Source organism: Microbulbifer variabilis (assembly GCF_020524905.1).
Taxonomy (GTDB): Bacteria; Pseudomonadota; Gammaproteobacteria; order Pseudomonadales; family Cellvibrionaceae; genus Microbulbifer; species Microbulbifer variabilis_A.
This window is the reverse complement of sequence record NZ_JAIVKI010000006.1, coordinates 133,423-159,729: the sequence shown is the minus strand read 5'-3', so window position 1 is coordinate 159,729 and position 26,307 is coordinate 133,423. Positions and strand designations below refer to the sequence as shown.

19 protein-coding genes are annotated in these 26,307 nt (G+C 50.2%); 8 read left to right on the top strand and 11 right to left on the bottom strand.

Annotation, left to right across the window (positions count from 1 at the left end):
* Positions 1 to 43: 43 nt before the first annotated feature.
* From LC073_RS09455 to LC073_RS09435, 5 genes are all read right to left on the bottom strand, one after another.
* Complete coding sequence (locus LC073_RS09455) at positions 44 to 3,541, bottom strand: DEAD/DEAH box helicase family protein (RefSeq protein WP_226646417.1); 3,498 nt, start codon at positions 3,539 to 3,541, stop codon at positions 44 to 46.
* A 486-nt stretch (positions 3,542 to 4,027) separates the two neighbouring features.
* Positions 4,028 to 5,527 (bottom strand): sigma-54 interaction domain-containing protein, encoded by a 1,500-nt coding sequence (locus LC073_RS09450; RefSeq protein WP_226646415.1) that lies wholly within the window; start codon positions 5,525 to 5,527, stop codon positions 4,028 to 4,030.
* Positions 5,517 to 5,681, bottom strand: a complete 165-nt coding sequence (locus LC073_RS09445) for a helix-turn-helix domain-containing protein (RefSeq protein ID WP_226646413.1) — start codon at positions 5,679 to 5,681, stop codon at positions 5,517 to 5,519. Before LC073_RS09445 ends, LC073_RS09450 begins: the two co-directional genes overlap by 11 nt.
* Before the next feature lie 313 nt (positions 5,682 to 5,994).
* Positions 5,995 to 9,165 (bottom strand): efflux RND transporter permease subunit, encoded by a 3,171-nt coding sequence (locus LC073_RS09440; protein WP_226646411.1) that lies wholly within the window; start codon positions 9,163 to 9,165, stop codon positions 5,995 to 5,997.
* Between the two features lie 11 nt (positions 9,166 to 9,176).
* Positions 9,177 to 10,352, bottom strand: coding sequence for an efflux RND transporter periplasmic adaptor subunit (locus tag LC073_RS09435; protein WP_226646409.1), 1,176 nt, complete (start codon positions 10,350 to 10,352; stop codon positions 9,177 to 9,179).
* Between the two features lie 275 nt (positions 10,353 to 10,627).
* Between LC073_RS09435 and LC073_RS09430 the strand changes: the two genes are divergently transcribed.
* Complete coding sequence (locus LC073_RS09430) at positions 10,628 to 11,287, top strand: TetR family transcriptional regulator (RefSeq protein ID WP_226646407.1); 660 nt, start codon at positions 10,628 to 10,630, stop codon at positions 11,285 to 11,287.
* 83 nt (positions 11,288 to 11,370) lie between these two features.
* Here the strand turns inward: LC073_RS09430 and LC073_RS09425 are convergent, their stop codons facing one another.
* Positions 11,371 to 12,639, bottom strand: a complete 1,269-nt coding sequence (locus LC073_RS09425; RefSeq protein ID WP_226646405.1) for an FAD-dependent oxidoreductase — start codon at positions 12,637 to 12,639, stop codon at positions 11,371 to 11,373.
* Positions 12,640 to 13,273: 634 nt separating this feature from the next.
* Between LC073_RS09425 and LC073_RS09420 the strand changes: the two genes are divergently transcribed.
* From LC073_RS09420 to arsJ, 7 genes are all read left to right on the top strand, one after another.
* Complete coding sequence (locus LC073_RS09420; RefSeq protein WP_226646403.1) at positions 13,274 to 13,816, top strand: lipocalin family protein; 543 nt, start codon at positions 13,274 to 13,276, stop codon at positions 13,814 to 13,816.
* Positions 13,817 to 14,479: 663 nt separating this feature from the next.
* Positions 14,480 to 16,579, top strand: coding sequence for a carboxy terminal-processing peptidase (locus LC073_RS09415; RefSeq protein ID WP_226646401.1), 2,100 nt, complete (start codon positions 14,480 to 14,482; stop codon positions 16,577 to 16,579).
* Between the two features lie 87 nt (positions 16,580 to 16,666).
* On the top strand, positions 16,667 to 17,482 hold the full coding sequence (xthA, locus tag LC073_RS09410; protein WP_226646400.1) for an exodeoxyribonuclease III: 816 nt from the start codon (positions 16,667 to 16,669) through the stop codon (positions 17,480 to 17,482).
* Positions 17,483 to 17,594: 112 nt separating this feature from the next.
* Positions 17,595 to 18,014 (top strand): arsenate reductase ArsC, encoded by a 420-nt coding sequence (locus tag LC073_RS09405; protein WP_226646398.1) that lies wholly within the window; start codon positions 17,595 to 17,597, stop codon positions 18,012 to 18,014.
* A gap of 19 nt (positions 18,015 to 18,033) precedes the next feature.
* On the top strand, positions 18,034 to 18,378 hold the full coding sequence (locus tag LC073_RS09400; RefSeq protein WP_152453630.1) for a metalloregulator ArsR/SmtB family transcription factor: 345 nt from the start codon (positions 18,034 to 18,036) through the stop codon (positions 18,376 to 18,378).
* A gap of 107 nt (positions 18,379 to 18,485) precedes the next feature.
* The gene (locus LC073_RS09395; RefSeq protein WP_226646396.1) at positions 18,486 to 19,493 is read left to right on the top strand and encodes an ArsJ-associated glyceraldehyde-3-phosphate dehydrogenase; all 1,008 of its coding nucleotides are present in this window, start codon (positions 18,486 to 18,488) and stop codon (positions 19,491 to 19,493) included.
* 83 nt (positions 19,494 to 19,576) lie between these two features.
* Positions 19,577 to 20,821, top strand: coding sequence for an organoarsenical effux MFS transporter ArsJ (arsJ, locus tag LC073_RS09390; RefSeq protein ID WP_226646393.1), 1,245 nt, complete (start codon positions 19,577 to 19,579; stop codon positions 20,819 to 20,821).
* Positions 20,822 to 21,182: 361 nt separating this feature from the next.
* Here arsJ and LC073_RS09385 read toward each other — a convergent pair whose 3' ends face one another.
* The 5 genes from LC073_RS09385 to LC073_RS09365 form a co-directional block, all read right to left on the bottom strand.
* Positions 21,183 to 22,016, bottom strand: coding sequence for a polysaccharide deacetylase family protein (locus LC073_RS09385; protein ID WP_226646391.1), 834 nt, complete (start codon positions 22,014 to 22,016; stop codon positions 21,183 to 21,185).
* A 50-nt stretch (positions 22,017 to 22,066) separates the two neighbouring features.
* Positions 22,067 to 22,651: a cytochrome b gene (locus LC073_RS09380; RefSeq protein ID WP_226646389.1), complete on the bottom strand. Its 585-nt coding sequence runs from the start codon at positions 22,649 to 22,651 to the stop codon at positions 22,067 to 22,069.
* Between the two features lie 192 nt (positions 22,652 to 22,843).
* Positions 22,844 to 23,500, bottom strand: a complete 657-nt coding sequence (locus LC073_RS09375; protein WP_226646387.1) for a DUF6962 family protein — start codon at positions 23,498 to 23,500, stop codon at positions 22,844 to 22,846.
* A gap of 49 nt (positions 23,501 to 23,549) precedes the next feature.
* Positions 23,550 to 24,839: a DSD1 family PLP-dependent enzyme gene (locus LC073_RS09370; protein ID WP_226646385.1), complete on the bottom strand. Its 1,290-nt coding sequence runs from the start codon at positions 24,837 to 24,839 to the stop codon at positions 23,550 to 23,552.
* 75 nt (positions 24,840 to 24,914) lie between these two features.
* On the bottom strand, positions 24,915 to 26,306 hold the full coding sequence (locus LC073_RS09365) for a D-arabinono-1,4-lactone oxidase (protein ID WP_226646383.1): 1,392 nt from the start codon (positions 26,304 to 26,306) through the stop codon (positions 24,915 to 24,917).
* Position 26,307: the final 1 nt, after the last annotated feature.

Sequence of the window (26,307 nt, the reverse complement as noted above, 5' to 3'; positions counted from 1 at the left end):
TGCAGTGTGAACTTTCCTTCCGCTTTTTTAGTACAACTCTAAATTACTCAACGGGCTGCGCTTGCTCTGAAGCTTTCTCTGAAGCTTGGCTTGGCACGTTGAGCTGTGATTTCTGTGTTTTTGTTTCGACCGTGAAGCCTGCCACAAATTTGGCGATCAGCTCCGCTTGGTGTTCCTGGAACAGTCCGTCGATTCCGTCCTGGTGCAGGCCTTTGAACGGTTGCTCGTAGAGATCTGCGATTGTCATCTGCCCTTTGCGGCAAATCTCGCTTTTAAGCAGCCCTAAAAAGCGTTGCTGGAGGGCGCTGAGATTGATGTGATGCGCTTGCACAAACGCGGTAAATTGCCGCTCAATCGCCACCACGTCCAGGCCGATAATAGTGCGCAGCAGCTGATCGACGCCGGTACTGGACTCCGGGTAAAACTCAGCCAATAGCCCAAGATCGACGCTGGGGTTTTGTGTGTGCACCAATGCATTGAGGGTATCCAGCTCCGCGGCTGTGACCGGCTCTCCGGCACGGATTTTCTGCAGCACCGGGTCTTTGTCGAACAACGGCGTCAGTGTTTTTTCCACTTCTTGCCGGTAGATTTCGTAGTCGATGGTGCGAATATTTGTTTTGCGTTCCTCCACCCGATATTCCGCCCTGTCCTCTTTGATATCGTAGATAGGGATCGGAGCCACTGGGGGCACTGCGCCCTTGTCCCGTAGATGGATAACCGGGCGGAGCTGCTGGCGGCTATGCTCCAGCTTCTCGAAGCTCGGTGTCGCCCAGTATTCATCTTGTTGCAGCGCATTGACATCCAAGGCCCTGTTGCGCACCTGGTTCAAGTGCATGGATAAGCTGCGCACTTTGCTGAGCACCTGCTCTCTGACGGGCTCCAATAATTTGGGCTGGCAGAGCTGAGCATACTGGGCCGTGGCGATATCGAGATCCCATTTTAAGGCCTCGCTCTCGCCCTGGATATTACGCCATTGCATCAACGGGGCCATTTGGTCATAAAGCAGCGCTATAGTGGCTGGGGCAAACTGCTGCAATACTTCGATCTGACTCAGCTGCTGCTTGAGCTTCCAGTTATCTTTGATCGCTATAGTGTTGTCATCCAGCGCGTCAATATCCTGCTTGATCAAGAGGACCATTTTACCAAAGCTTTCCATCTCGCCACGCTTGAGGGCCTCTTCCGCATAAGCCAGGCGTGCTTCGAAGAGTTTTTGGCTGAGCGATTTACTTTGGCGGGGCTCTTCCTCTTCCGGCTCCATTTCGAAGTATTCGAAATTGGCCCAGTGGTCAAAGATCAGGAATTTCTTTTTGTCATCGCTGCCATCGGTGGCGGGGCCAAAGAGATTCGGGCACAGGCGAGTGCCCCGCCCCACCATCTGCCAGAATTTCACTTTAGATTTTACCGGCTTGGCGAAAACAAGGTTGAGTACCTCGGGCACATCGATACCGGTATCGAGCATATCTACGGAGATGGCCACAGTAATTTCGGAGTCTTTACCATCGGTAGCCTTGAAATCATCGATCAGCTCTTCAGCCCGCTCGTACTTGGAGTGGATCACTCGACAGAAGTTACCCCCGTACTCAGGATACAACTCAGCAAAGAGCGTGTTGAGTAATTCCGCATGCTGAATATTGCGGGCGAACACCATGGACTTGCCCAGTGTTTGGCCATCGGCCAGGCGTTGACCATTTTCCATTAGATTGCGCAGAATGGCGCGATTGGTATCTTTGTTAAAAACGGCTTTATCGATTGCAGCCGCTTTAAAATCCAGCTCATTGGGATCAAAGCCCTGATCTTCCAGTTCAGCGATCTGCTCATCGCTGAGCTTGTTACCCTGAATACCCTCACGCAAAAATTGGGTGGTATGGGTGACGACTTTAAAGGGGACGAGGTGCTTGTCTTCAATCGCCTGCTCCAGCGGGTAGTTGGCGGTTGGCATTTTGTAATCACAACCAAACAACTGACTGGTGGAGCGGCTGATCATTTCAACCGGCGTGGCGGTGAGGCCCAGTTGAAAAGCATCAAAGTATTTAAACAGATCACCGAATACATTGTAGATAGAGCGGTGCGATTCATCGGCGATAATCAGGTCAAAGTAGCCGGGATCAAACTCCTCCATGATTTTCATCATGCCGGGGTAAGTCGCTACATAGATCTGCGATTTTTTGCGGTGTTCTTTTTTGCTCTTGCCGACAATATAGAGCGGTTCGTTGGTAAACTCGTTGTAAGCCTTACCCGCCTGTTTGCGCAGTTCTTTACGGTCGCAGAGAAAGAGCACACGCTTGGCCCAGCGGGCATCAATCATACGCTTGGTGAGTGCGATAGCGACGCGGGTTTTGCCGGTTCCTGTGGCCTGCACTATCAGAGCTTTGCGGTGACCTTGGCTGAATCGCTCACACACTCTTGATATGGATTCGAGCTGGTACATCCGACCAGCGATATCGGTTGCCACCGGTGTGGCATTGAGGTCTTGTCGGGTGCTGCGCTGACCCACAAGGTATTGCAAACTGCTCTTGGAGTAGAAGCCATAGAGTTTGCGGGGGGCGAGCTTTTGCGCATCATCCCAGATAAAGATGTCGTGACCGTTGGTATAAAAGATAACTGGACGCTGGCCGTACCGCTTTTCTAGTGCATCAGCATAAAGCTTGGCTTGCTGACGGCCCCTTTCGGCATTCTCGCGCGTGCGCTTGACTTCGATGACTGCGAGCGGTTTACCGTTGTCATCCCAGAGCACATAGTCACAGTAGCCGATACCCGTAGCGGTTGGCTGGCCGTCGACTTTTTCCTCAAAGCTGACTTCTTCGGTATTTTTGCCTTTAATAAGGTCAATATCCCACCCACGGCTGTGCAATTCCGTATCAATCAGGCGACGGCGTGTTTGCGCTTCGTTAAGCTCCAGCTGGTTTTTAGCATTATCACTGGCTTGTTTGTGCGCATTGATTGCCGCTTCATCGAGTTGTGCTTTTAGCTTGGCCGTTTCTCGCTGCGCTTCAATCTCAGCTTGTTGCGCGGCTTCAAGTTCGGCCATGGCCTGCTCGAGACGAGCTTTATGTTCAGCTTCACGTTGTTTACTGGCCTTCAGCTCTTTCACGGCAGCCTTGCTTAAGGCTTCAGCCGAAACAGTTTTGGCTGGCTCTTTGAAAGGCGTTAAGTCACCTTTGCTCCCCTTTTTAAGAGACAGCAGTAACCAGCAACTCAGAATATGCGTTTCCTTGAGTAACCAGGGGCCACTACCTTTGCCAAACTTACCCTCGTGTGCTGCCTTATTGCCTTCTTTGCGAATCGCATGCAATTTATCGATGATGGCCTGGTCGACTACCGAAGCAAAGGCGTGGTTTTCCAGGCGATCAATAAACTTCTCATTGGGCAAACTGGGCAGGCGCCATTCCCGGTAGACAATACCCACCAGCTTCTCGGCAAAACAACGAAGCTTGATCAATGCACTTTGCGGGTCGTCATAAACGTATTGCTCAGCGTGGCCCCCTAAACTGGCAAGATCTGGCCAGTAGGGTCTTAAGTGCTCAAAATTCTGTGACTGCATAAATTTTATTATTTCCATATCCCTGCTAGTGCAGGTGTCGTGCCAACAACTTAGCGACCATTGATTTACACCGAATTTTCCATTCAGGTGATCAATCCCTGAGGGCTCTTCAGCCTCAATAGTTGCGCTGCTTCCTTCTTTACACCACCACTTTCGACCGTCGAACACTCGCTATAGTGAATGCAAAATCTCGAAATAAGCTCTTTAATATCAACAAGTTGAAATAAAATCCACTCTGCGGGCGCCACCTCAGGTTAAATACTGCACACCATCGATCAGCCGCTAAGACCGCACCCTAAAGTCCCCAATGGAGGCCTGAAAAATGATGGAGCAACCCCATAAACATTGTTTGGCCGCAAACACCAAAAGATAACGTTTTTTACCTCAAAGTAAATTTATTTATTCTTGCTCTACTTCTCTTACCCCAACCAGCTTCCCAGTAGTTTATACGGCTACACCTATGCTCCAACTCCAAACTGACAGCAGCTAGCTAATACTCAATTTCTTCACTTTATTCTCAAGGGTTTGGTAGCTATTGAAACCCAATAACTCCGCTGCCTTGGTTTTCCTGCCTTGGGCTGCGTCGAATGCGAGGGGAATATAATGCCGCATTACATCATCACATAAGCCCTGTAAATCAATGCCTTTCGATACATCTTTATCCAGCAGTCCCGAGTTTTTCTCGGGCATTTGAAACAATGCCTGACGCACATCCTGCGCAATAATCGTATCCCCCTGACACCACAGCGCTGCTCGCAGTAAGCTGGACTGCAACTCACGCACGTTGCCCCGCCAGGGGTGCTTGAGGATAAGATTCATCGCATCGGGAGACAATTTCTTACCCTGCAAGCCCACATCTTGCTCGCTCAGGGCTTCCAAGATCATGCCAGCCAGCAGTGAAAGGTCCCCTTCTCGCTCACGCAGTGGTGGCAAGTGCAGCACGCCAACGGCAATGCGGTAGAACAGGTCTTCGCGGAAAGTGCCATTGGCAACGGCTTCCATCAAGTTGCGATGGGTGGCGCTGATCAGGCGGACATCCACCCGCTTTTCCCTGGTGCCACCAACAGGAACAAAAGTACCCTCCTGGAGTACCCGCAATAGCCGCACCTGTACGCTGGGCTCCAGCTCGCCGAACTCATCTAAAAACAGGGTGCCCCCATGGGCCTGTTCGAACACCCCAGGCTTATCGGAGGTTGCACCGGTAAAGGCGCCCTTGGTGTGGCCAAACAGAACCGAGTCCACCAGTTCCGGCGGAATCGCACCGCAGTTTAAGGGAATAAAGGGCCGGCTAGCCCTATCACTGGCATTGTGGATGGCGCGGGCAAACAGCTCCTTGCCGGTACCCGTCTCACCGTAGATCAATACCGGAACATCGCGTTCGGCCAGAACCTGGGCCTGCGCCTTCAGCTTCTGCATATCCGGGTTGCGGGTAATGATACTGTCGAAAGCAGCATCCACCGGCGTGCTCACCTCAGACAGCTGGCTGATTTTTGAGCTACTCAGATCTTTGGCTGCGGGAATATACTCCGCCGACAATTCAAAAGGCAGGGTTACCTCTTCAACGCCCTCCTCGATGGAGGCTCGATAGAAACGACTGGGGTAGCGCGTTTTACCCAGCAGTATCCAGATAGATTGCATAGCCGGAGTGCCGGGGCTTAGCAATATAGAAAGCTCGCTGCCCTCTGCCACAAGCCTGGCCAGGTTTTTATCGGCCGCCTCATAGATCGCCGAAAAATCCACCGGCGAGACCAGCGACTCACGATAGGCCTTAATCGGCATATCGACCTGCTCGGAGAGCCAGCGTAAATAGGGTTTAACTTCAGTTTCCGGATAGTTGTAGAGCAGCTCAACCGAATCAAATGACTGAGACTTTAGGGTGGAGGCGATAGGGCCCAGGGGCTTTCCATCTGCCGCACCGCCAGAGGTATTCTTCAAATCATTGGCGCCAATCCAACTGATCATGACATGGCGTTTACTACGGCTCATCGGTGAGCTCCAACATATCGCTAATATCACACTGGAACAGGCGGCAAAGCGTATCCAGGGCTTCGGTGTCGATTTTTTGTGCGGTTTCTTTGTCTATCAACATCACGGTATTACGGCTGAGACGGGTCTCATGCATGGTGTCGGCAATCTTCATTTTCCGCCCCCCGTCAGGTGAGCGAGGTGGCAACGGATCATGGCCGGACCTATTGTGAATGCAATAACGGCGGATCATATCGCAAAGAACTTGAAAAATTGAAGGTGAGCTTGAAAATTTCAAACTAAAAGCAGAAATGTCGAGATGCCTCTTAGCAACTGCATCAGGCGAAAGTGAGGCGAAGAAAATAGCCGAAGCTACTGCCAGCCCTCGGATTGATAAATTCACTTACATTAGTGCTGCGCTCTATCAAAGAGCGAATACAAAAAAGCCAGGCCGGGAAATGCGGCCTGGCTTTTCTCTGGCTTGAGACTTACAAAGCTTCCGCAGCTTCTGTCTTTTTACTGGCAAGAACTTGATCCTTCCCAGTATCAGTACTGTTAGCTTTACGTCCAAACAGCCTCTGCACCACCACAAAGAACAACGGAATAAAAAAGATACCCAGTAGCGTGCCCACAACCATTCCTCCCAGAACCCCGGTTCCAATCGCACGCTGTGCGCCGGAACCGGCACCAGTGGCTATCGCCAGTGGAAGAACCCCCAAACCAAAAGCCAGTGAGGTCATCAAAATTGGGCGCAGGCGATCGCGGACTGCCCGCATGGTTGCTTCTACCAATTCCATTCCACTTTCCAGGTTTTGCTTGGCAAACTCCACAATCAAAATGGCGTTCTTACTGGTCAAGCCGACAGTAGTCAACATGGCGACTTGGAAATAAATATCCCTCTCCATACCGCGCAAGCTGTTGGCCAATACGGCACCGAGAATCCCCAGGGGCGCCATTAGCAATACGGCGGTCGGCACTGTCCAGCTCTCGTAGAGAGCGGCGAGGCACAAGAATACGATCAGCAATGACAAGCTATAAAGCAGCGGCGTCTGTGCACCGGCGGCGCGCTCCTGATAAGAAAGTCCGCTCCATTCAAGACCGACCCCAGCCGGCAACTGGGCTACCAACCTCTCCACCTCCAACATGGCCTCGCCAGAGCTGACACCCGCTGCGGCCTGGCCATTGATCTGCATAGAAGGCACGCCGTTGTAGCGCTCCAAGCGAGGAGATCCATACTCCCAGGAGAAGCTGGCAAAGGAGGATAGAGGCACCATATCGCCTTTATTATTGCGTACCGACCAGAGCTGGAAGTCTTCCGGCATCATGCGATAAGGCGCATCCGCTTGCATATAAACCCGCTTAATCCGGCCACGATCGATAAAGTCATCGATATAGGAACCACCCCAAGCGGTACTCAATGCGCTATTTATCTCGGCTATCGACAAGCCGAGGGCCGCGGCCTTGGCATTGTCGATCTTTACTCGAAATTGCGGCGTATCTTCCTGACCATTGGGGCGAACGTTAGAGAGCAATTTGCTCTGCCCCGCCATCCCCAAAAACTGATTGCGCGCTGCCGTCAGCGCTTCGTGTCCCAAGTTGCCGTTATCCTGAAGATAGAAGTTAAATCCACCAGTGGAACCCAACTCAGGTAAGGGCGGCGGTGCAAAGGCGAAGGCCATGGCATCCTTGATTTGCATCAGCGCGCCCATGGCACGCATGGCGACCGCTCCAGCACTTTGCGATTCTTCTTTCCGATTGGACCAGTCTTCCATATTCACAAAAGCGATACCGGTATTCTGGCCGCTGCCGGCAAAGCTAAAGCCCTGTACCGAAAATACTGACTTTACTGTGTCCTGTTCATTATCCAAAAATTGATCTTCTACCTTGCGGATAGATTCCATGGTGCGTTCCTGGGTTGCACCCACTGGTGCCTGCACCATAGAGAAAAGCACCCCTTGGTCTTCATCCGGCAGGAAGGAGCTTGGCAGACGCAGGAACAGGAAAGCCATTACTGCAGACAATGCCACAAACAGCAGCATAAAGCGGCCACTGCGTTTCAAGATTCCCTTGACCCCACTTTGATAACGCTGGCTGCCGCGCTCAAAATTGCGGTTGAACCAACCGAAAAAGCCTTTTTCTCCGTGGACCTCGCCCTTAGATAGCGGTTTAAGCAGCGTGGCACAAAGTGCGGGCGTCAGAATAATAGCCACCAGCACCGACAGGGCCATAGCGGCAACAATGGTTGCTGAGAACTGACGATAGATTACGCCAGTAGCGCCATCCATAAAGGCCATAGGTACAAACACCGCCGATAACACCACACCGATACCAATCAGCGCCGCGGTAATTTGGTGCATCGATTTTTTCGTGGCTTCCTTCGGCGATAAGCCCTCTTCACGCATTACCCGCTCGACGTTCTCCACCACCACAATGGCATCATCCACCAGCAAGCCGATGGCTAATACCATGGCGAACATGGTGAGCATATTGACCGAGAAGCCCAATGCTGCGAGCACCGCAAAGGTGCCCAGCAGCACCACCGGTACCGCGATAGTGGGGATCAGGGTTGCGCGGAAGTTTTGCAGGAACAGGTACATCACCAGGAAAACCAGCACAATCGCTTCTATCAATGTGCTGATCACACCCTTGATGGATACCTCAACGAAAGGCGTGGTATCAAACGGTACTACCGAGGTAAGACCCCGAGGGAAGAAGGGTTCCAACTCTTTGAGTTTTGCCTTAACACCCTCGGCAGTTTCCAGTGCGTTAGCGCCGGTGGCCAGATTAATGGCGATACCGGTGGCGGGTTGGCGGTTATAGCGGGAGATAAACTCATAGTTTTCTGCTCCCAACTCTACGCGGGCGACATCACCGAGACGAAGCAGGGAGCCGTCATCATTGCCGCGCACCACAATTTCCCGGAATTGTTCCGGTGTCTGCAAGCGCCCTTGTGAGGTAATAGAGGCATTCAGCTGTTGCCCCGGTACGGCTGGCGCACCACCAAGACTGCCAACAGCAACTTGGGCATTTTGCGCCCGTACAGCTGTTGCAATATCACTGGGAGTGAGGTCATAGGTCGTCAGCTTATTGGGATCAAGCCAGATACGCATGGCGTACTTGGAGCCGAACACTTGCACATTACCAACGCCAGGTACCCGGCTGACCGGGTCCACAATGGCCGAATTGATATAATCGGCAATATCGCTGCGGTTCATGCTGCCGTCTTCGGACACAAAACCCGCAACCATCAGGAAGCCACCGCGGGACTTACTGACATTGACCCCCTGTAATTGCACTTCCTGGGGCAACAGTGGCATTGCCAGCTGTACTTTATTCTGAACCTGCACCTGTGCAGTATCCGGGTCGGTGCCATTCTCAAATGTCAGAGAGATAGACACACCGCCATTAGATTGGCTGGTGGCTGACATATAGAGGAGGCCATCCAGGCCTTTCATATTTCGCTCAAGAATTTGCGTGACCGAGTCCTCCACCACCTTTGCGGAAGCACCCGGATAGCTCGCCTCGATATTGATTGAGGGCGGTGCGATATTCGGATAGCGCTCCACCGCCAGGTTACTGATCGACAGGACGCCCGCCAGCATAGCGATAATGGCCAGGACCCAGGCAAAGATAGGTCGATTGATAAAAAAGCTCGCCATAAACCCTACCCTCAGGAACCCTGCCCAGCAGCGGCTTTCTCATCGCCGGCTGCCGCAGGTGGCTGTTCGTCCTGGCGCTCACTGGGCTGAACCGGAGCGCCGGGCCTGATTTTCTGTAATCCAGCCACCACTACACGATCACCTGCTTGGAGCCCCCCTTCCACCAACCAGCGATCGCCGACTGTGCGGCTAACCCGCACCGAACGCTGGGCGACAATATTTTCTTCGTCGACCACCATGGCCGAAGTATTGCCCTTGGGGTCCCTTGCAATGCTTTGCTGGGGCACCAGGATGGCATTCTCACGTACGCCACTGCCAATAATTGCGCGCACATACATGCCTGGTAGCAACATGTTGTCCGGGTTGGGGACGACTACCCGCAGTAACACACTGCCGGTAGAGGGGTCGACACTGGCTTCAGCAAACTCGAGCTTGCCCTGATGTTCAAACTCGCTGCCATCCTCCAACAAAATCTTCACCGGCAGATGCGTAGCATCGTCAAGGCTACCCGCCTGTAGGGCCCGACGCAGGCTAACCAGCTCAGCAGCCGACTGTGTGACATCCACATAAATCGGGTCCAACTGCTGCACAGTGGCCAAAGTTGCCGCCTGATTGGCCGTCACTAAAGCGCCCTGGGTAACGGTGGATTTACCAATACGACCGGTAATTGGAGAAGTAATTTGGGCGTAGTCCAGCTGGATTTCCGCTCTTTGCAACTCGGCCCTGGCCGACGCCACATCAGCGCGAGCCTCCTGTAAATCCGCCTCAGCAGCATCGTTTTCCTGCTTGCTGACCGCCCCGTTCTTGATTAGACCCAAGGTGCGTTCCGCCTTGAGACGGGCAATATTCATTGCCGCATTAGCGCCCTGTAACTTAGCCCGAGCACTATCCACATCCGCTTGGTAAATGGCGTCATCCAGCTGGTAAAGCGGCTGATTGGCATCAACTCGGCTCCCTTCACGGAACATTTGCTGTTTTATGATGCCATTAACTTGTGGGCGAACTTCCGCCACCTTGAAAGGTGAAGTGCGCCCAGGCAGTTCCCGGGTAAGAGTAACGGGCTCAGATTCCAGCGTAACCACAGTCACCTGTGGCGCCATCATCTGCGGCGCGACGGCCTTTTCATCACAGGCCGCAAGCAATGAGCTTGTGATCAGAAGACTGATGAACGCTTTTTTGTTGAGCATGTTTACCTCGGTCAGGGGCTGACAGCCTGGGTACTGCGGTCAGTTGCGGGGAAAAGAGAAAGTGACAGGAAGGTCTAACTCCAATGACTTCGTATTTTATGTGCAGTGATGAAAGCCGATCAACTATTCATCAGCGCGTAATTATCGACTACCATGCACTTTTACCCAGTGTTTTCAAGGGTTTGCACTAAGGTCTCATTTATTTTCATGCGGTGAACGGCAATGAATATGCGGTCAAATGAGGCGATTATGATAATGAAGAAGCTGCAGTGCCCATGGCTAAATATAGAGAAGAGCAAATACTCAAAACCCGGGATCGTATCCTCGACGCCGCGATTAGTGTTTTTCACGAATTCGGCCTCTCCCACGCCTCCCTGACGGCAGTCGCGAAGCTTGCCGGAGTCACCCGTGATTCCCTGCACAGCCATTTCCGCGATAGAGCCGGGTTGCTCAATGCCCTAACCGAACGTATGCAGTTACCCGGTGAAGCACTTTGTGCAGCTGCTGGTGATGAATTGAAAATTGACCCCCTGGGTATCTTGCGTACTCGCTGGGTTTGGTTATTTGATGAAATTTCCTGCAATGATGAATGGCAACGGCTACTGGAGATTATTTTCCTACCATGTGATTCGATCAATGAGGTGTGTGAGTCTACCCACCGTATCAAGCAGGGTCGTACAGAACGGCTGGAGCGTATGGGACGATTGCTGGAAATGGCAGTAGCTGCCGATCAATTACCTGCAGACCTGGATGTGGACCTGGCCCAACAAATGCTACATGGTGGTCTCTTTGGGGTCCTTGAAGACTGGTTGCTCTCCTCTCGCATTGCAGATCTGGGTGAGCTTGGTCAGCACTATATTGATGCCTTGCTGGACATGATTCGCTTCTCCCCCGCCCTGCGTATGAACAGACAATCGTTACAGACGCTGCACTAACCACTGAACCAGAAAGAATCAGTAATTGGGGCCGCTGCCATTTAATGGTAAGCCTCAGCAGCCCCGTGAGTAATTGTGGATTTTTATGGGTGGTAGCCCACCCACTGAGTAAATTCCGACCATGAGCGCCAGGGTAACTCTTGGCGCTGCCACTTGTTTGAGATTAAAAGATCACGGTCACCGATTGGTGAAACTCCACCAACTTTCGATGGCTGAGGGTGTTTTGAACTTAACCTTGTTCGAACCCATTCCCCAGCTTCTTCCGCGGCATTTATAGCGAGCCCCCAGTGGTTGGGCCAGACTGCCAGGAAATTTTGTAAGCCGAAATCATTGAGGTGGTATGGACAGGGGTAGCTCAATTGCATCAGTGGCCCGCCCTCTGGCCCTGGAGCATCCGTTTTCCAGCCTACATACACACTCCACTGGCAGCCCTCCGCCCAAGAAGTAAAATTCTCATCGCTCATTGCCTGGGAAAGTCGCTCAATGGATGTACGGAGTAAATCCCGATCAATCTCAGGAGGAATATGCATATCAATAGGCCCCGCCCGGAACTCGGGGTGCTCAGGGTTCAAGGTGAGAATCCAAAGTCCCTCATCGCCTTCCAGAGGGTGAAACATAACGACTAAATCAATCAAAAAGGCGGAGACTGCAGGTGTGCTGGGGCCTCTAGCCAATAACATATGCAGGGGTCTTACCAGTTGGGCATTCTGCACCTGCTCCGCACTCAATTGCAGCTGCTCCAGCACAGTGGTATTGCCTGCTCCGCAAGCAGATATCACCAACTCAGGCTTTATCCTGCAAGAGCGACCTCCAAGACCCAAATCCAAAGTCGCCTCCTTTATGCAAAGGCCATCATTGGAAAAAGAGGCTACCTGACCTCGAAAAATATACTGCCTCACTGAAGTCGCAACACTACGGTAAACCTCAGCATCCTCAAACACCAGGTCACCAGCAAAGCGAAAGCTACGGTGTTCAGGCAATCTGCTTGAGGAAAAAGGCTTCGGCAGCTTGGTCTCTTCAAAAGCTATGCCTGCCACACTCCAGTTTGGCTGAACGATATCCAGCATCTCCTGGGGAAGAGCTGCGTGAAAACCAGAAACCTGTCTCGCTACGCCAGAATTTTCCATCTCCTGCTGCCAACGATGGGCCGCCTTTTTATATGCCTCCGCTGCGTATGGGTTGGCTGCATTCCAGCCAGAGCTGAAATAGCCATGAAAATGTAGCGACTCTGCATCTCTGAGGTCATTGTCCACCAGAATCACAGAGTACTCTGGTGTCAACTCCCGCAGTAGAGTAATCCCCTGAATACCACCTCCAAGGATCAGTACATCAACGGGGATTTCCTGTGACATAGAAAGGCCTGCTTATTGGTTTGCCATGATGGAAGCGGTTATTAACCATAGTCGTCGCAATTACTTTTTACGGTAACGCTGGGAGAATGTTCAAAATTTAGCCCAACTTATGCTCGTTTACTGCTTCTTCTTTATCCAACAATTTTCAATATTCGAAGGATTTGGCAGCCGTAATCTCGCGAAAGGACCCACCAAATTGCAAGAACATAAGAGAAAAACCCACCCAAGATACAAAGAAGGTACTAAAGCCAGAAAGGTACCAAAACCAGTTAGGAAACACGTACCCTAGTTTATGTAAGACCGAAAACGGCATGTAAATTGGAATGTTGATAACGATCGCCCACCAGCTAAGAGCCCATGTCAGTGAGACGGAAGCCGCTAATGATGGCTTTTTACACATTTTTATTTCCTCGCAGTCCGGCCAATTAGCAGGCAAATAGTCATGTTTGCTCTTACTGTCATATGGTCTGGCTAAATTCCTCTGGCCAAGCTGACCGTTCTTGATGTTTTTGTGAAGCTTTCCTTCAAACCAATAATTGATTAATCCGTTACAGCTTTCCTCCCGTAAAGAGTTTGCCATCGCACAATTGGTACGGTGGATAGTGATTCAATCAAATGACAAGGAAATGTGACTATGAAGGGTTTGGTAAAAAGTTTGGGGGTTTTTCTACTGGCTTTAGGGGCCCATTTCTCATGGGCCGAAAATGAGCCGGAACTTGAGACAGTCCCCTACGTGGACGTTTATCAGTATGTCGGCAAATGGTACGAAATCGCCAGATTGCCACAAATCTTCCAGCCGGCTTGCACAGCAGTTACCGCAGACTATGGACTCAACGACGATGGCACCATTAGTGTCTACAACTTTTGCCGAATCCTACACCCGAAATACGGTTTCCCCATTAGTGTTCAAGGTACCGCTATTCCCATTGATGACACGAATAGCAAGCTGGCAGTTTCATTCTTCAATGGCAAGACTAACGGCGACTACTGGATTTTAGAGCTGGACCCGGCCTACCAGTGGTCTTTGGTGGGTGATCCCAATCGCAGCAGCCTTTATCTTTTGAGTCGCACCCCACAATTGGATGAGTCTGTTGTTAACGAATTGCTGGAACTGGCAGTTAGTAAGCATGGTTACAATATTGACCACATCATAATGACGAAACAGCTACCAAACTAACAATTACCCAAAAGGGGTTGGGCAAGGCCTTAGTTGGCCAGCCCAGCCACTTAAGAATTCACTTTAAGATTCAATAAATACATATTTATCAAATAGATAGATACATTTGTTAATGTATTTTATTCATTGGTAATTCAACTATTCAGCTTCTGGTAGCATCGGTTATGAGTGTTCTGCCGGGCCAACTCATTTCACATAGAGGACTAACGGCGGCATGAACAGACGGTACCGCCAACTCTTATTTTCGCCCCTTCAGATGCTCTGATCTGTTCTAACAAGCCCCTAACGGATAGCCACATCCCCCTACTGAACCTGGCATAACCTCAATCTAGAATACCCACACAAAGGGTGCTGGCATCGCCTTCCTATGTCTCAAACTTCTCTGTCAAAGCCTTACTGAAGAACACTTTGTCACGTAAATCATTGTTCACATTGATGATGACCATACATATCCAAGCTCACGAAATGAGAAAAAATGCCTCAGGTGACAGGTTTAAGGAAAATCCATTTTGCTAAATCGACCTAATTAGGGAAGGATCCATCTCTGATTGGAGGTATTTCATGCCCTTTGGAGCTTTCAGCCTTTATACTTGTCCTAAGCTATAGGTCGCCAAGCCATAAAGGCTGGTCGCCTATGAAGTAGGACGTATAAAGAGACTCCCTATGCTTACCAATCGGATCGCCGCTCTATTTTCCGGCTTCTTGGTCATTGGCCTGCTTTCCACAACCGCTCTGGCAGAGACCGAGCCCCTGGCTCCTGAAAAGGATCAGGGCAGTACTGCCAGGGAGATTGTCGGCAAGCTAGAAATGCTGCACTACAACAAGATCAAGGTCGGAGACGAAATGTCGGAAGACCTTTGGGATGAGTACATCGATGCTCTAGACCCCACCAAAAGCTACTTCCTCGCCTCAGACATCAATGAGTTCCGTGAATGGCAAACCAAGCTGGACGACCAGCTGCGTGCTGGTGATGTCAAAGCGGGCTTTGAGATTTACAACCGTTTCCGCCTTCGTATGGGGGATCGGCTGGACAATATCCTCTCTCAGTTAGAGGATGGATTACCCGCGTTCGATTTCAATCGCGATGAATCCCTGGAGCTTGACCGTGAGGACAGCCAATGGCCCACCTCCATCAATGATGCCGATGACTTGTGGCGCAAGCGCCTGAAGAGCAGCGTCCTGAACCTGAGACTCACAGGTAAAAAGGATGAAGAGATTCGCGACCTGTTGGAACGCCGCTACAAAGGCCAGAAGAAGCGTCTTGAGCAGCAAAACAGTAATGATGTGTTCGAGCTCTATATGAACTCGTTGACCCGTCTCTACGATCCCCACAGTAACTATCTTTCCCCTCGCTCCCTGGAAAACTTCAACATGAGCATGTCTCTGTCCCTCGAGGGCATCGGTGCAGTGTTGCAAGCGGACGAGGAGTACACCAAAGTGGCACGCCTCGTAGCTGGCGGTCCTGCTGACCGCACTGGCAAAATCAAGCCAAATGACAAGATCGTAGGTGTCGGCCAGGATAAAGAAGGCGAAATGGTTGATGTTGTCGGCTGGCGCCTTGACGACGTGGTAGACCTGATACGCGGTAAAGCCGGGACCTACGTTCGCCTGGAAACGGTTCCCACTGGCGGTGATGGCACCCACAAAACCATCCTGATCAAGCGTAGTAAAGTTAAGCTTGAAGACCAGGCTGCCAAGAAAGCCGTGTTCGAGTTTTCGGATGGCAAGAAGAACTACAAGATCGGCGTAATCAATCTGCCGACTTTCTATATTGACTTCGATGCCTACCGTCGCCGTGATCCCAACTACAAGAGCACCACCCGCGATGTGGCCAGGTTGCTCAATGAACTGCAAGAGGAAAAGGTTGACGGCATCATCCTGGATTTGCGCAATAATGGCGGCGGCTCTCTACAGGAAGCCACCATGCTGACCGACCTGTTCATCGACCAGGGTCCAGTAGTACAAATTCGCCACGCCAACGAGCAGATTTCGCGGCACAACCGCTCCCGCTCCCGCGCCATGTATCGCGGTCCGCTGATGGTATTGATCAATCGCTTGTCGGCCTCCGCATCCGAAATCTTCGCTGGCGCCATTCAAGACTACAACCGTGGTCTAGTGGTTGGTAACCAGTCCTTCGGTAAAGGCACCGTGCAGACCATGGCCCCCCTGAAAGAAGGCCAGTTAAAGATCACCCAGTCCAAGTTTTACCGCGTATCCGGTGACAGCACTCAGCATGCCGGTGTAAAACCGGATATCCCCATGCCACAGCTTATCGATACTGAGAGTGTTGGTGAGAGCTCGTACGATACCGCCCTGCCTTGGGATCGTATCCACGCGGTACCACACGCTAAGTATTTCAATCTGAAAACTTTGATTCCCGACCTGATCAGCAAGCACACCAAGCGCACTGCATCGGATCCGGACTTCGTTTTCCTGCGCGATCAATTCAAATTTGAAAGCGAACGCGCCGACAAAAAACATCTCTCTCTCAATGAAGTGATGCGCGAGCAAGAGCGAGAAAATGTAAACCAGCGCCTGCTCTCCATGGAGAACCGCCGCCGCGAAGCCAAAGGCCTAGAGCCCTACAAGGATTTCGAGGCTTATGAAGAGAGTGAGTCGGAAGAAGTGGCGGCCATCGGTGGTCCTGTAGAGATCAAGCTGGAAAAAGATCCAATCTTGAACGAAGCGGGCTATATAATGGCGGACTTTATTGGACTGGCAGACAAGGCCAGCAAGGCTCCACCGCAAGTAGCCAACTTCTAAAAATGTGATCTGCTCTGGGTGAATCACCCAGAGCGCACAGAAACTTATAGGTCGGGCAAGCCCGACCTTTTTCATTTGGGGGAAGAAATGAAAGTCGTTTCCTTTAACGTCAACAGCATTCGTACACGCCTACACCAGATGCAGGCTCTGGTAGATAGCCATCAACCCGATATCATTGGTCTTCAGGAGACCAAGGTTACCGATGAAGACTTTCCCGTGGATGCTATCCGCGACCTGGGTTATGAGCTGATCTTTTTTGGCCAAAAAACACACTATGGTGTTGCCCTGCTTTCACGCCTGCCATTTATTGATCGCGAATATGGCTTCCCAACTGATGACGAAAATGCCCAGCGCCGTATGGTGATGGGAAAATTCGATATTGATGGCCCCAAACCTCTCACGGTCATCAATGGTTACTTCCCCCAGGGAGAAAATCGTGAGCACCCGGTAAAATTCCCAGCGAAGGAGAAATACTACGCAGACCTGGATACCTATCTGCAGACCACCTGCGATCCCGAAGCGCCGGTATTGGTCATTGGCGATATGAATATCTCTCCAAGTGATCTGGATATCGGTATCGGCGAGCCCAATCGCAAGCGCTGGCTACGCGATGGCAAGTGTAGCTTCCTTCCAGAGGAACGCGAGTGGCTACAGAAGATTAAGGCCTGGGGCTTGGAGGATACCTTCCGCGTGAAGAACCCCGATACAGATGATGTGTTCAGCTGGTTTGATTACCGTAGTAAAGGCTTTGACCGTGAGCCAAAGCGTGGACTTAGGATCGACTTGATTATGGCTTCAAGTCCCCTGATGGAGCGCTGCGTAGCCACAGGGGTGGATTATGATATCCGCGCGATGGAACGCCCCTCAGACCATGCACCGGTCTGGGCGGAGTTTAAGCTCTAGACATTTTAGAAATAACCGGGGCTTACTCCCGGTTTTTTTATCCCTTTGAATATTCGATTTCCCATATATAATGCTGGCTAAGTTGAACGGTACACCGTTCTGGAGCACTCCTATGAAGAGGCGCATCCTGTTTATCTGCGCAGGAAATTCAGCTCGTTCCTTAATCGCCGAAGCTTTGTTGCGCTACTACGGGGGAGAATTCTTCGAGGTGTCCAGTGCTGGGACTGATCCCACACCTGTGGATGTCCGGGCTATCAGAGCACTGCGGCGTTTCGGTATTCCGATTAAAGGGCTTTATTCCAAGAGCTTACAGGAGGTTTCCAACCGAGATTTTGAGTTGGTCATTACCCTGTGCGACAAAAGCCACAAAGAGTATGTGCCCGCCGCAGGCCATGGCAAGCTAATAGCCTGGGATTTTGAAGATCCAGCCAACCGCCACTGCTTCCGGCCCTTTTACACAACGGTGCTAGAGCTAAGTACTCGCATCAAGCTTTTTGTGCTGGTGTATACCAAAGCCGCGAAAGTGGCATAACTAAATATTGGGGGAAGCATTGAACCCAGTTCAATTTTACAAGTGTCTGGCAGATGAAACCCGCCTACGCACATTATTGTTGATCTCCCACGAGGAGGAACTTTGTGTGTGCGAACTCACTGCCGCTATGGGATTGAGTCAGCCCAAAATTTCCCGTCACTTGGCCCTCCTCCGCGGTGCCGATCTATTGCAGGACCGCCGCCAAGGGCAATGGGTTTTCTACCGTATTAACCCGGCACTAGGCAATTGGGCCAAATCGATCCTTCAGGATACCCTGCAGGCAAATAGACATTTTATTGAGGAAGACCTCCACAATTTGATCCAGATGGGAGACAGACCCCAAAGGGCAACCCTGTGTTGCTAAGCCACACAGGCCCCAAATTCCCAGTAGGTAACTGTACCAAATCGCTGTAAAAATTTACCTGAATATATGCGCTTTTTCATATATCAGGAACACTTAGGAGATACAAAATGGCTATCAAAGTCGGAATCAATGGATTTGGTCGTATCGGTCGACTTGTTCTGCGTGCAGCCTGGGATTGGCCTGAAATTGAATTCATTCATATCAATGATCCCGCAGGAGATGCCCCAACACTTGCCCACCTGCTCAATTTTGACTCTGTACATGGGCGTTGGCAGCACAACGCAGAAGCCAGCGACAACACCATCACCGTTGATGGCCGGGAAATAAGCTGTAGCCGCAACCTTGCCATTGCCGATACCGATTGGAGTGTTTGTGACCTTGTCATCGAAGCCTCCGGGAAAATGAAAACCACCGCTCTTTTGGAGGATTACCTGAGCCAGGGGGTAAAAAGAGTATTGGTTTCGGCTCCTGTGAAAGAAGCCGGGGTGCCAAATATTGTTTTGGGGGTGAATCAACACATATATGATCCGGCCAAACACCGAATCATTACAGCTGCTTCCTGCACGACCAACTGCCTGGCCCCCGTAGTAAAAGTGATACACGAAAACCTGGGTATCAAGCATGGTTCCATCACCACGATCCACGACATCACCAACACCCAGACAATCCTCGATGCACCCCATGGGGATCTGCGCCGCGCCAGAGCTTGTGGAGTCAGCCTAATCCCTACCACCACCGGTTCTGCTACTGCAATCACTGCGATTTTTCCAGAACTGAGTGGTAGGCTGAACGGCCATGCCGTACGGGTTCCCCTGGCCAATGCTTCCTTAACCGATTGCGTTTTTGAGCTTGAACGAAAGACTACTGTTGAAGAAGTGAACGGCTTGCTAAAAGCGGCCGCCGAGGGTGAGCTGAAAGATATTCTTGGCTATGAAGAGCGTCCTCTGGTTTCTGTGGACTATAAAACTGACCCCCGTTCAAGCATCGTCGATGCTCTCTCTACCATGGTGATTAATGGCACCCAGGTGAAGATTTATACCTGGTATGACAACGAGTGGGGCTATGCAAATCGCACGGCAGAGTTGGCCCGCCTAATCGGTACTATGGACCAATAAACCCTTACCCAATTAATTCTCAAAAAGGCTGGCCTGACCTCCAGGCCAGATAGCGCCCAAGCAGTAAAAGTTAAGAAAAGCCAATGCAGTTTTTTTCCACTCTTTCACCCTCAGTACGCCAGTATTTATTGGTGACGGGCAATTATTGGTCTTTTACCTTGACCGATGGTGCACTGCGTATGCTGGTGCTACTGCATTTTCACTCTTTAGGTTACTCCCCAATAGAAATAGCCTTCCTGTTTCTTTTCTATGAAATTTTTGGGGTTGTGACCAATCTAGTGGGGGGGTGGCTCGGTGCACGCCTGGGTCTCAATCGTACAATGAATTTCGGCTTAACCTTACAGGTTTGCGCCCTGGCTATGCTGCTGGTTCCATCCAGCTATCTAAGCGTGCCCTGGGTTATGGCCGCTCAGGGAATCTCTGGCATTGCCAAAGACCTTAACAAAATGAGTGCAAAAAGCTCGATTAAACTCTTATTACCCCGCGATGCGCAAGGGGCACTATATCGCTGGGTTGCTCTGCTGACCGGTTCCAAGAACGCTCTCAAAGGTGTTGGTTTCTTCCTGGGGGGAGCCCTGCTCGCACTATTGGGATTTCGCGGGGCAATATTATTGATGGCAATAGCTCTCGCCGTGTTATTGCTATTGAGCGGGCAGTTTCTGCGAACAAATCTGGGCAAGGCGAAAACTAAAGCCCGCTTCCGGGATGTTTTCTCCAATAGTCGTTCGGTGAATATTCTAGCTTCCGCAAGGTTATTCCTATTTGCTTCGCGTGATGTTTGGTTTGTAATCGCCCTACCCGTTTTCCTTGCAAGCCAGTTTAACTGGAGCCATTGGCAGGTCGGTGCTTTTCTGGCCAGCTGGATCATCGGCTATGGAGCCGTGCAAGCCTTTTCTCCCAAAATCACTGCCAGTTTTTCCCCAAAAATTCCCGATGGGCGGACAGCCCTACTCTGGGGAGGTGGGCTGACTCTGATACCCGCCCTAATCGCCCTCGCACTATATGCCGGCTTCCACCCACAGCTCAGTATACTCCTGGGCCTAATGGCTTTTGCGGTGTTATTTGCTGTTAATTCTTCTGTACACAGTTACTTGATTGTTGCCTATGCCAGAGACGATGGGGTTTCGATGGATGTGGGCTTTTACTATATGGCCAATGCTCTAGGGCGCCTAGCCGGAACTTTGCTATCCGGTTGGGTGTTCCAAGTTGCCGGTTTACAAGCCTGTTTGCTGGTATCCACTGGCTTATTACTTTTGGCAACCCTTATTTCTCTTGCCTTGCCCAAGCATACAAAGAGAGATAATTCGATAGTCAATGCCCTAGCTTGAGCAGATACGGGATTATAGACTTTCTATTAATAGGAATAGCGACGACTTCTTCTCAGCTATGGGGTGGAACTCCCCCGGGGGGTCACAGCCTACCAGCAATAAGAGAGAGCTGAAGCACAATAACCAGCAGAAACAACTTCTCATAAGTTACCACTTAGGACCCTGGGACAAACAACCAATCCAGTTACGCCTTGGTGTCAACAGGGCCAGAACCTCTCAAAAGATCAGTGCCGTTTTACGGGAAGAAGATTAGAGAACCGAAAGCCAAACATCTATGCCAAATTGGTATCAAATCCTGCCAATGAGCAATAAACAAGTTACCCGAGTTTTATACATTTTAACTCTTCAAGAACGCATCAATTCAAGCGTCCAATGAGAGACCCCTTACACGGGTACATAAATCAATTGCAGGGACTATTTCGTAGCCGAGCGCCAATGCCAACCGTAACACTTTTTCAAGAGCGACCATGCGATTAGAATCAGTGCCTGTCACATGGGCATGGCAAATCAATGTTACAAAGCCATTAGCCTGTGCAATATTCCTGATCAGCTGGCTCCAGTAGTCGGATAAAAGTTGCGGATCTCGTAAACCATTGTCGGCAAGGCTGTAGTGAACGGCATCCACCATAAACCACTGCCAGGAAATACAGACCAAGCCATTTTCCTGCTGCTGGATTTTATCTCCAATGAATCCGCTTACATCATTAGGGATACATTTTGGTAGAGCGGTTTCCACACTTGAGTCATATATAAAACCATAATCAGCGAGTATCTGCCGGGTATAAGCACCCACTTGGCCACCAGGGGCCCTAAACCCAAAGGGCTGGATGCCACGCAACTGCAGGACTCTTAAACCATCATGAATAAATTGGCGGGCAGCTCTCTGATCCAAGCTGGCAAAGCGCTCATGAATCCAACCGTGCAGACCTATCTCATGACCCCCGTTGTGAATATTCTCAATGATCGCCTTATAGTGCAGCGCACTCCACCCCTCTACGAAAAAGGTCGCACGTATTTTCAAGCGGTCCAACAGCTGTAGAATTTGAGGAAATCCAATAGTGATCTCTGGGGCTTCCCAATCCGGAACAGCTGACTTCTTAAGAAACACGTTTCTAGCTTCGCCAAGATTGTCAAAGGTTAAACAGAGCACCCTGGATTTAAGGCTATTAACATCTGAATCCAAATCAGGGAACATTTGAACGATTATCGAGATTGTTGGTTTTAGAGGGAGTGGTTATTTCTCTTTTAACCAGTAGTCATTCGCACCAGGGTTCGATCTTTCTTTATAAAGTGGTGGTAAAGAGCTGCCAAAGTATGAACAAGAATAAGCAGCCATACCAACCATTCTCCCAGCACCTCTTTATGAATAAAATCGATAGGTTCCTCGAACTGCTTGAAGGTCATTCCCATCTTATTTTGCACAAGGCTTGTAAAAAGCGACGTGTCGGCGAATTGAGGGATTTCAAATAGGAAAAAATATTCGGTATTCACCCCGGTACCCAGGTATCCGGTGAGTGGTGCGATAATCATGACTAAGTACAGCAGAAAATGCCAAGTGCGGGCGGCAATGTGTTCTAACCTGGAACCAGGCTCCAGCCGGGGTGCAGGATTGGTGAAGCGCCAGAATATTCGTAGCAGTACAAACGCCCCAATCGTAATACCAATAGATAAATGAAGCTGTAACGCAGTCCAGTTTTCAGGCGTGTCTTTTTCGGTAAACCATTTAAGGTAATAGACGCTGACATAAGATCCAAGAAACAAAACTGCTATGATCCAGTGAAGCCATTTAGCGACGGTCCCATATTCGTATATAGTATTTCTGGCGCCCATAGAATAGCCTTCTTGTGAACATTACTATCTACAACACGATTTTTTAGAAAGATAACTCTGACCCTTATTATAAGAAATACCTGGGCACTACGGATGTCGTCGATAAGCTTTAGCAACTCTATCACTATCCCTTTTGTTCTAAGCAGTTTAGAGGCTACAACCAAGTAGAAAGCACTGCCCCACAAAAATTCATTAGATTACAGCCTGAAATGACTTCTTTATCCCCACAAAAAAGAACAACACGCCGACCGCCTGCACTAAGTGATAAACCCCATTGTGGTTAAACGTCCAAATAAAAGTAAATTCAAGCGACGTTCTGACCTGAAAAACCACGGCAGTGAAGGAAAAAACTCCACCCAGAGCCATGTACCAGGCACCTGGCAAACGACCGGTCCAGCCTAGCCAGGCATAACCGATAACAACTAGACTCATTGCAAGAGCCTGGTAAACAACAAATGTTAAGAAACCGTAGGTTTTCACCACCGCCAGAATGAAAAATATAAAACCTGCTAACAAGGCATAGGGGAGCGCCTTTTTAGAATAATATTCACCAATAAGATCATTTAATACGGCCAGGGTAAAAGACACCAGAAAAAGACCAAGAAAGATAAACAAGGTATACCACAAACCAACTCGAATATTTTGAGATGTCTCTGTCCCATGAATAAAACCAGCCAAAAGAGCACTTAAAAATAATAAAGCATAGAAACAAAGCCATACATACCGTTTCCAATAGGGCTGAAAATCGGATCGATATAAGTAGAACCAGATTATTGCCGCAATTATGACGAGGACAATATCTGTTGCGGCAGATGTTTGCTCTGTAGGTACCTTTGTAAAGCTAATCATATAGCCATCCTGACCCTTTGCCCTATCCCTACCAATTTTAGTCAGTAGGCTAAGAGTTGCTTAAAACTGGCCACTGTTCGATAATTTCTTCTCCATTGAAAACAGCGATATCTCCAAATTGAAGAAATACCGATTCACTTTGAGTTGGCCGCAGAAATACCCAGTCATCCTCTTTCAGGGCTACCTGGTTTGATGCATTGAGCATTTCCTGGTTTGTAGAGCGCCCATAGATAGGATTGATCGAAAGCCCTTTCGGAGATTCCGGCAGCGCCTTCCAATATCCCCCGGATATAAAGAATGTTTGCTCGCGGTTTGGGTTTAACCAGCGCATAGCCCCCGTCAAACTCTCCAAACCAGGAATCTGTGTTTGCGGTAGTCTCTTTAAGATGGGACTGGCAATAAAGGCAGCCGATCTATGATCATCCAAGGTTGGAATATCAAAATCCGTAGGCTTCACCAAACAGGAACCCGCCGCTAATTCATTGCAGGGTGCACTAATTGAACGGCTCTTATAGAGCTGGTAAGTTGGGCTACCGGCGCCATTCAATGTCAGTTCCTTGGGAAACTGCTCACCTATTATGCGCTTGGCCTGCTCCAATCTTTGACTGTAAATATTCAAGCCACGATCAATAGCCCGCTCTGGGCCACCCAGAATCCCCGGCATCTTAGCCGCGTGAGCGTCATAACCCATAAATCCCGACAAACTGAGCAGTGGTTCTGCCTGAATGATATTGAGCATTTTAGTCAGGCTCTGGGCATCACTGACACCACCTCGATGTAACCCCACATCAAGTTCGATATTAATCCGAAGCTTTTGCCCAATATTATTTGCCAATGCCGCATACTGTTGCATACGCATAGGGCTGTCGATTAGCCACTGAAGTTGTAGAGCGGAGTTAAATCCACTCGTTGGCGGGCTGCTATAAAAGCTTTTTGCTGCGGCAATAGGGAGTGGCTTACCCAGCAGTATGTCCGCCTGTGGTTGTGACTGTGCCAACTGCCGCAAAAAAGGCAGGTGGAACACCATAAACCGCTGGGTTCCTGTCTGCTTGGCTACCGTCTCCAGCAAGCCCAGGGCCGGTAAAGACTTAGCAACTATACGATAGTCAAAGTGTCCCCTCAGGTGCCCAGAGAGCACATCAGCATTGGCTTTAAGGCGATTTAAGTCCACCACCATTGTGGGGCCAGAGAAGCCAGCCGCATCCAGTGCCTTGGAGATATTTTGGAAATAGTTGCTGTGACCTCCCTGCCCCAAGGCTTTTGGCCTCAAAAGCGGCACTGCAGCCGCAACACCTAATGCCGCACCGCCCAGTATGAATTTCCGCCGTGCTTTCTCCAAAGTCCTCTCCACAGTTTTATTTTCAGTCCCTGGTTTGGGCAGTAACTCATGGTACTGGAGCCCTTATAGCATCAATCAGCTAACAAGTTCCTTCAGGTAAGGGTTTAAGAATTTTCCGTTGGGGTCCAACTCGTTTCTGACCTCAAGATAGTCTTGCCAACGAGGATATGATTTCGCGAAATCCTGCCTGTGCAAAGTATTGAGTTTGCCCCAGTGAGGCCTACCACCATGCTTACGCATGATCGGTTCCAGTACCTTGAACAAGGGCTGGTAATCCTCTTCAAAATAACGGTGCACTGCGATAGAAACAGAATCCTGCTGATAGAAAGGACTCAGCCAAATATCATCACCCTTCACAAAACGTACTTCAATAGGAAAAAAAACATTGAGGTTGTTCTTTTCTATTGTGCGCCTCAACTCTGCAAAAGCGGCTAAGCCAGCTTCTCGTGGTAAATGGTATTCCATCTCATTAAAGCGAACATTTCGCTCACTGGCATAGTTGCGCCAGGAGGACTCTACAACCACTTCCTTTTCAATATCCTCCATTGCGGACCGCAAGGCGTATTGGCGCAATTTAGGAGACCAACCAAGCCAATCCCTCACGGTTTTAAGGGTCATCACCGCATCATTGGTATCTTCCCTTTCAGTGGTGAAGATCTCCTCATCTGTCAGTTGATGGGTATCCGCCATACACATGCCGGAGAAAGGAATATAGTAGAACTCGAAATTCCGGTTCGCCCGCGCGAGCGTCTCGGCCTGCTCAATAAGCTCCTCCATTGGAGCCACCCAGGATTCTCGTCGCAGTTTGTAACTGGGCTGGTTTTGCATACGTACTTTGGTCACCAAGCCCAGGCTACCCAGGGAAACTTTTGCTGCAGTGAATACCTCTGGGTTTTGTTCCGCATCGCACCAAAGAGTGTTGCCATCTGCAGTAATTAGCTCTAGCCCCATAACATAGCTGGACATACAGCCCAGACCAGCCCCAGTGCCATGGGTGGCAGTTGCTAAACACCCACCGAGAGTCTGCTCATCGATATCTGGCTGATTGATCAAGGCTTGACCAATGTCTTCCAGCGGCTGGCCCAGATCGGCTATTCGAGTACCCGCATAAATCGTAGCCTGGGCAGTTTCTTGGTTGTGATCGACAACACCACTAATGCGCCCCAGCGAAATAATGGTGTCATTTGTTGGCACCAAAGCTGTAAAGGAATGCCCAGCCCCCACAGCTCTAATAGTTCCTCTGGCTTCAGCTACGCGTTGCTGCAGTTCGGCAATTGTTTTTGGGGCCAAGCGCTCACTGGGTACACACTCTTGCGAACCTGACCAGTTACGCCAGCGGATACCCTTGCGCTTTTCTGAATCGCTGGCCTGTACCAAAGTGCGGGCAATAGAGGAGATTGGAGCTGCGGCTATGGCTGTAGAGCCTGCGGCAATGGTAGTAATAAAGCGGCGACGTGATTGCTGCATA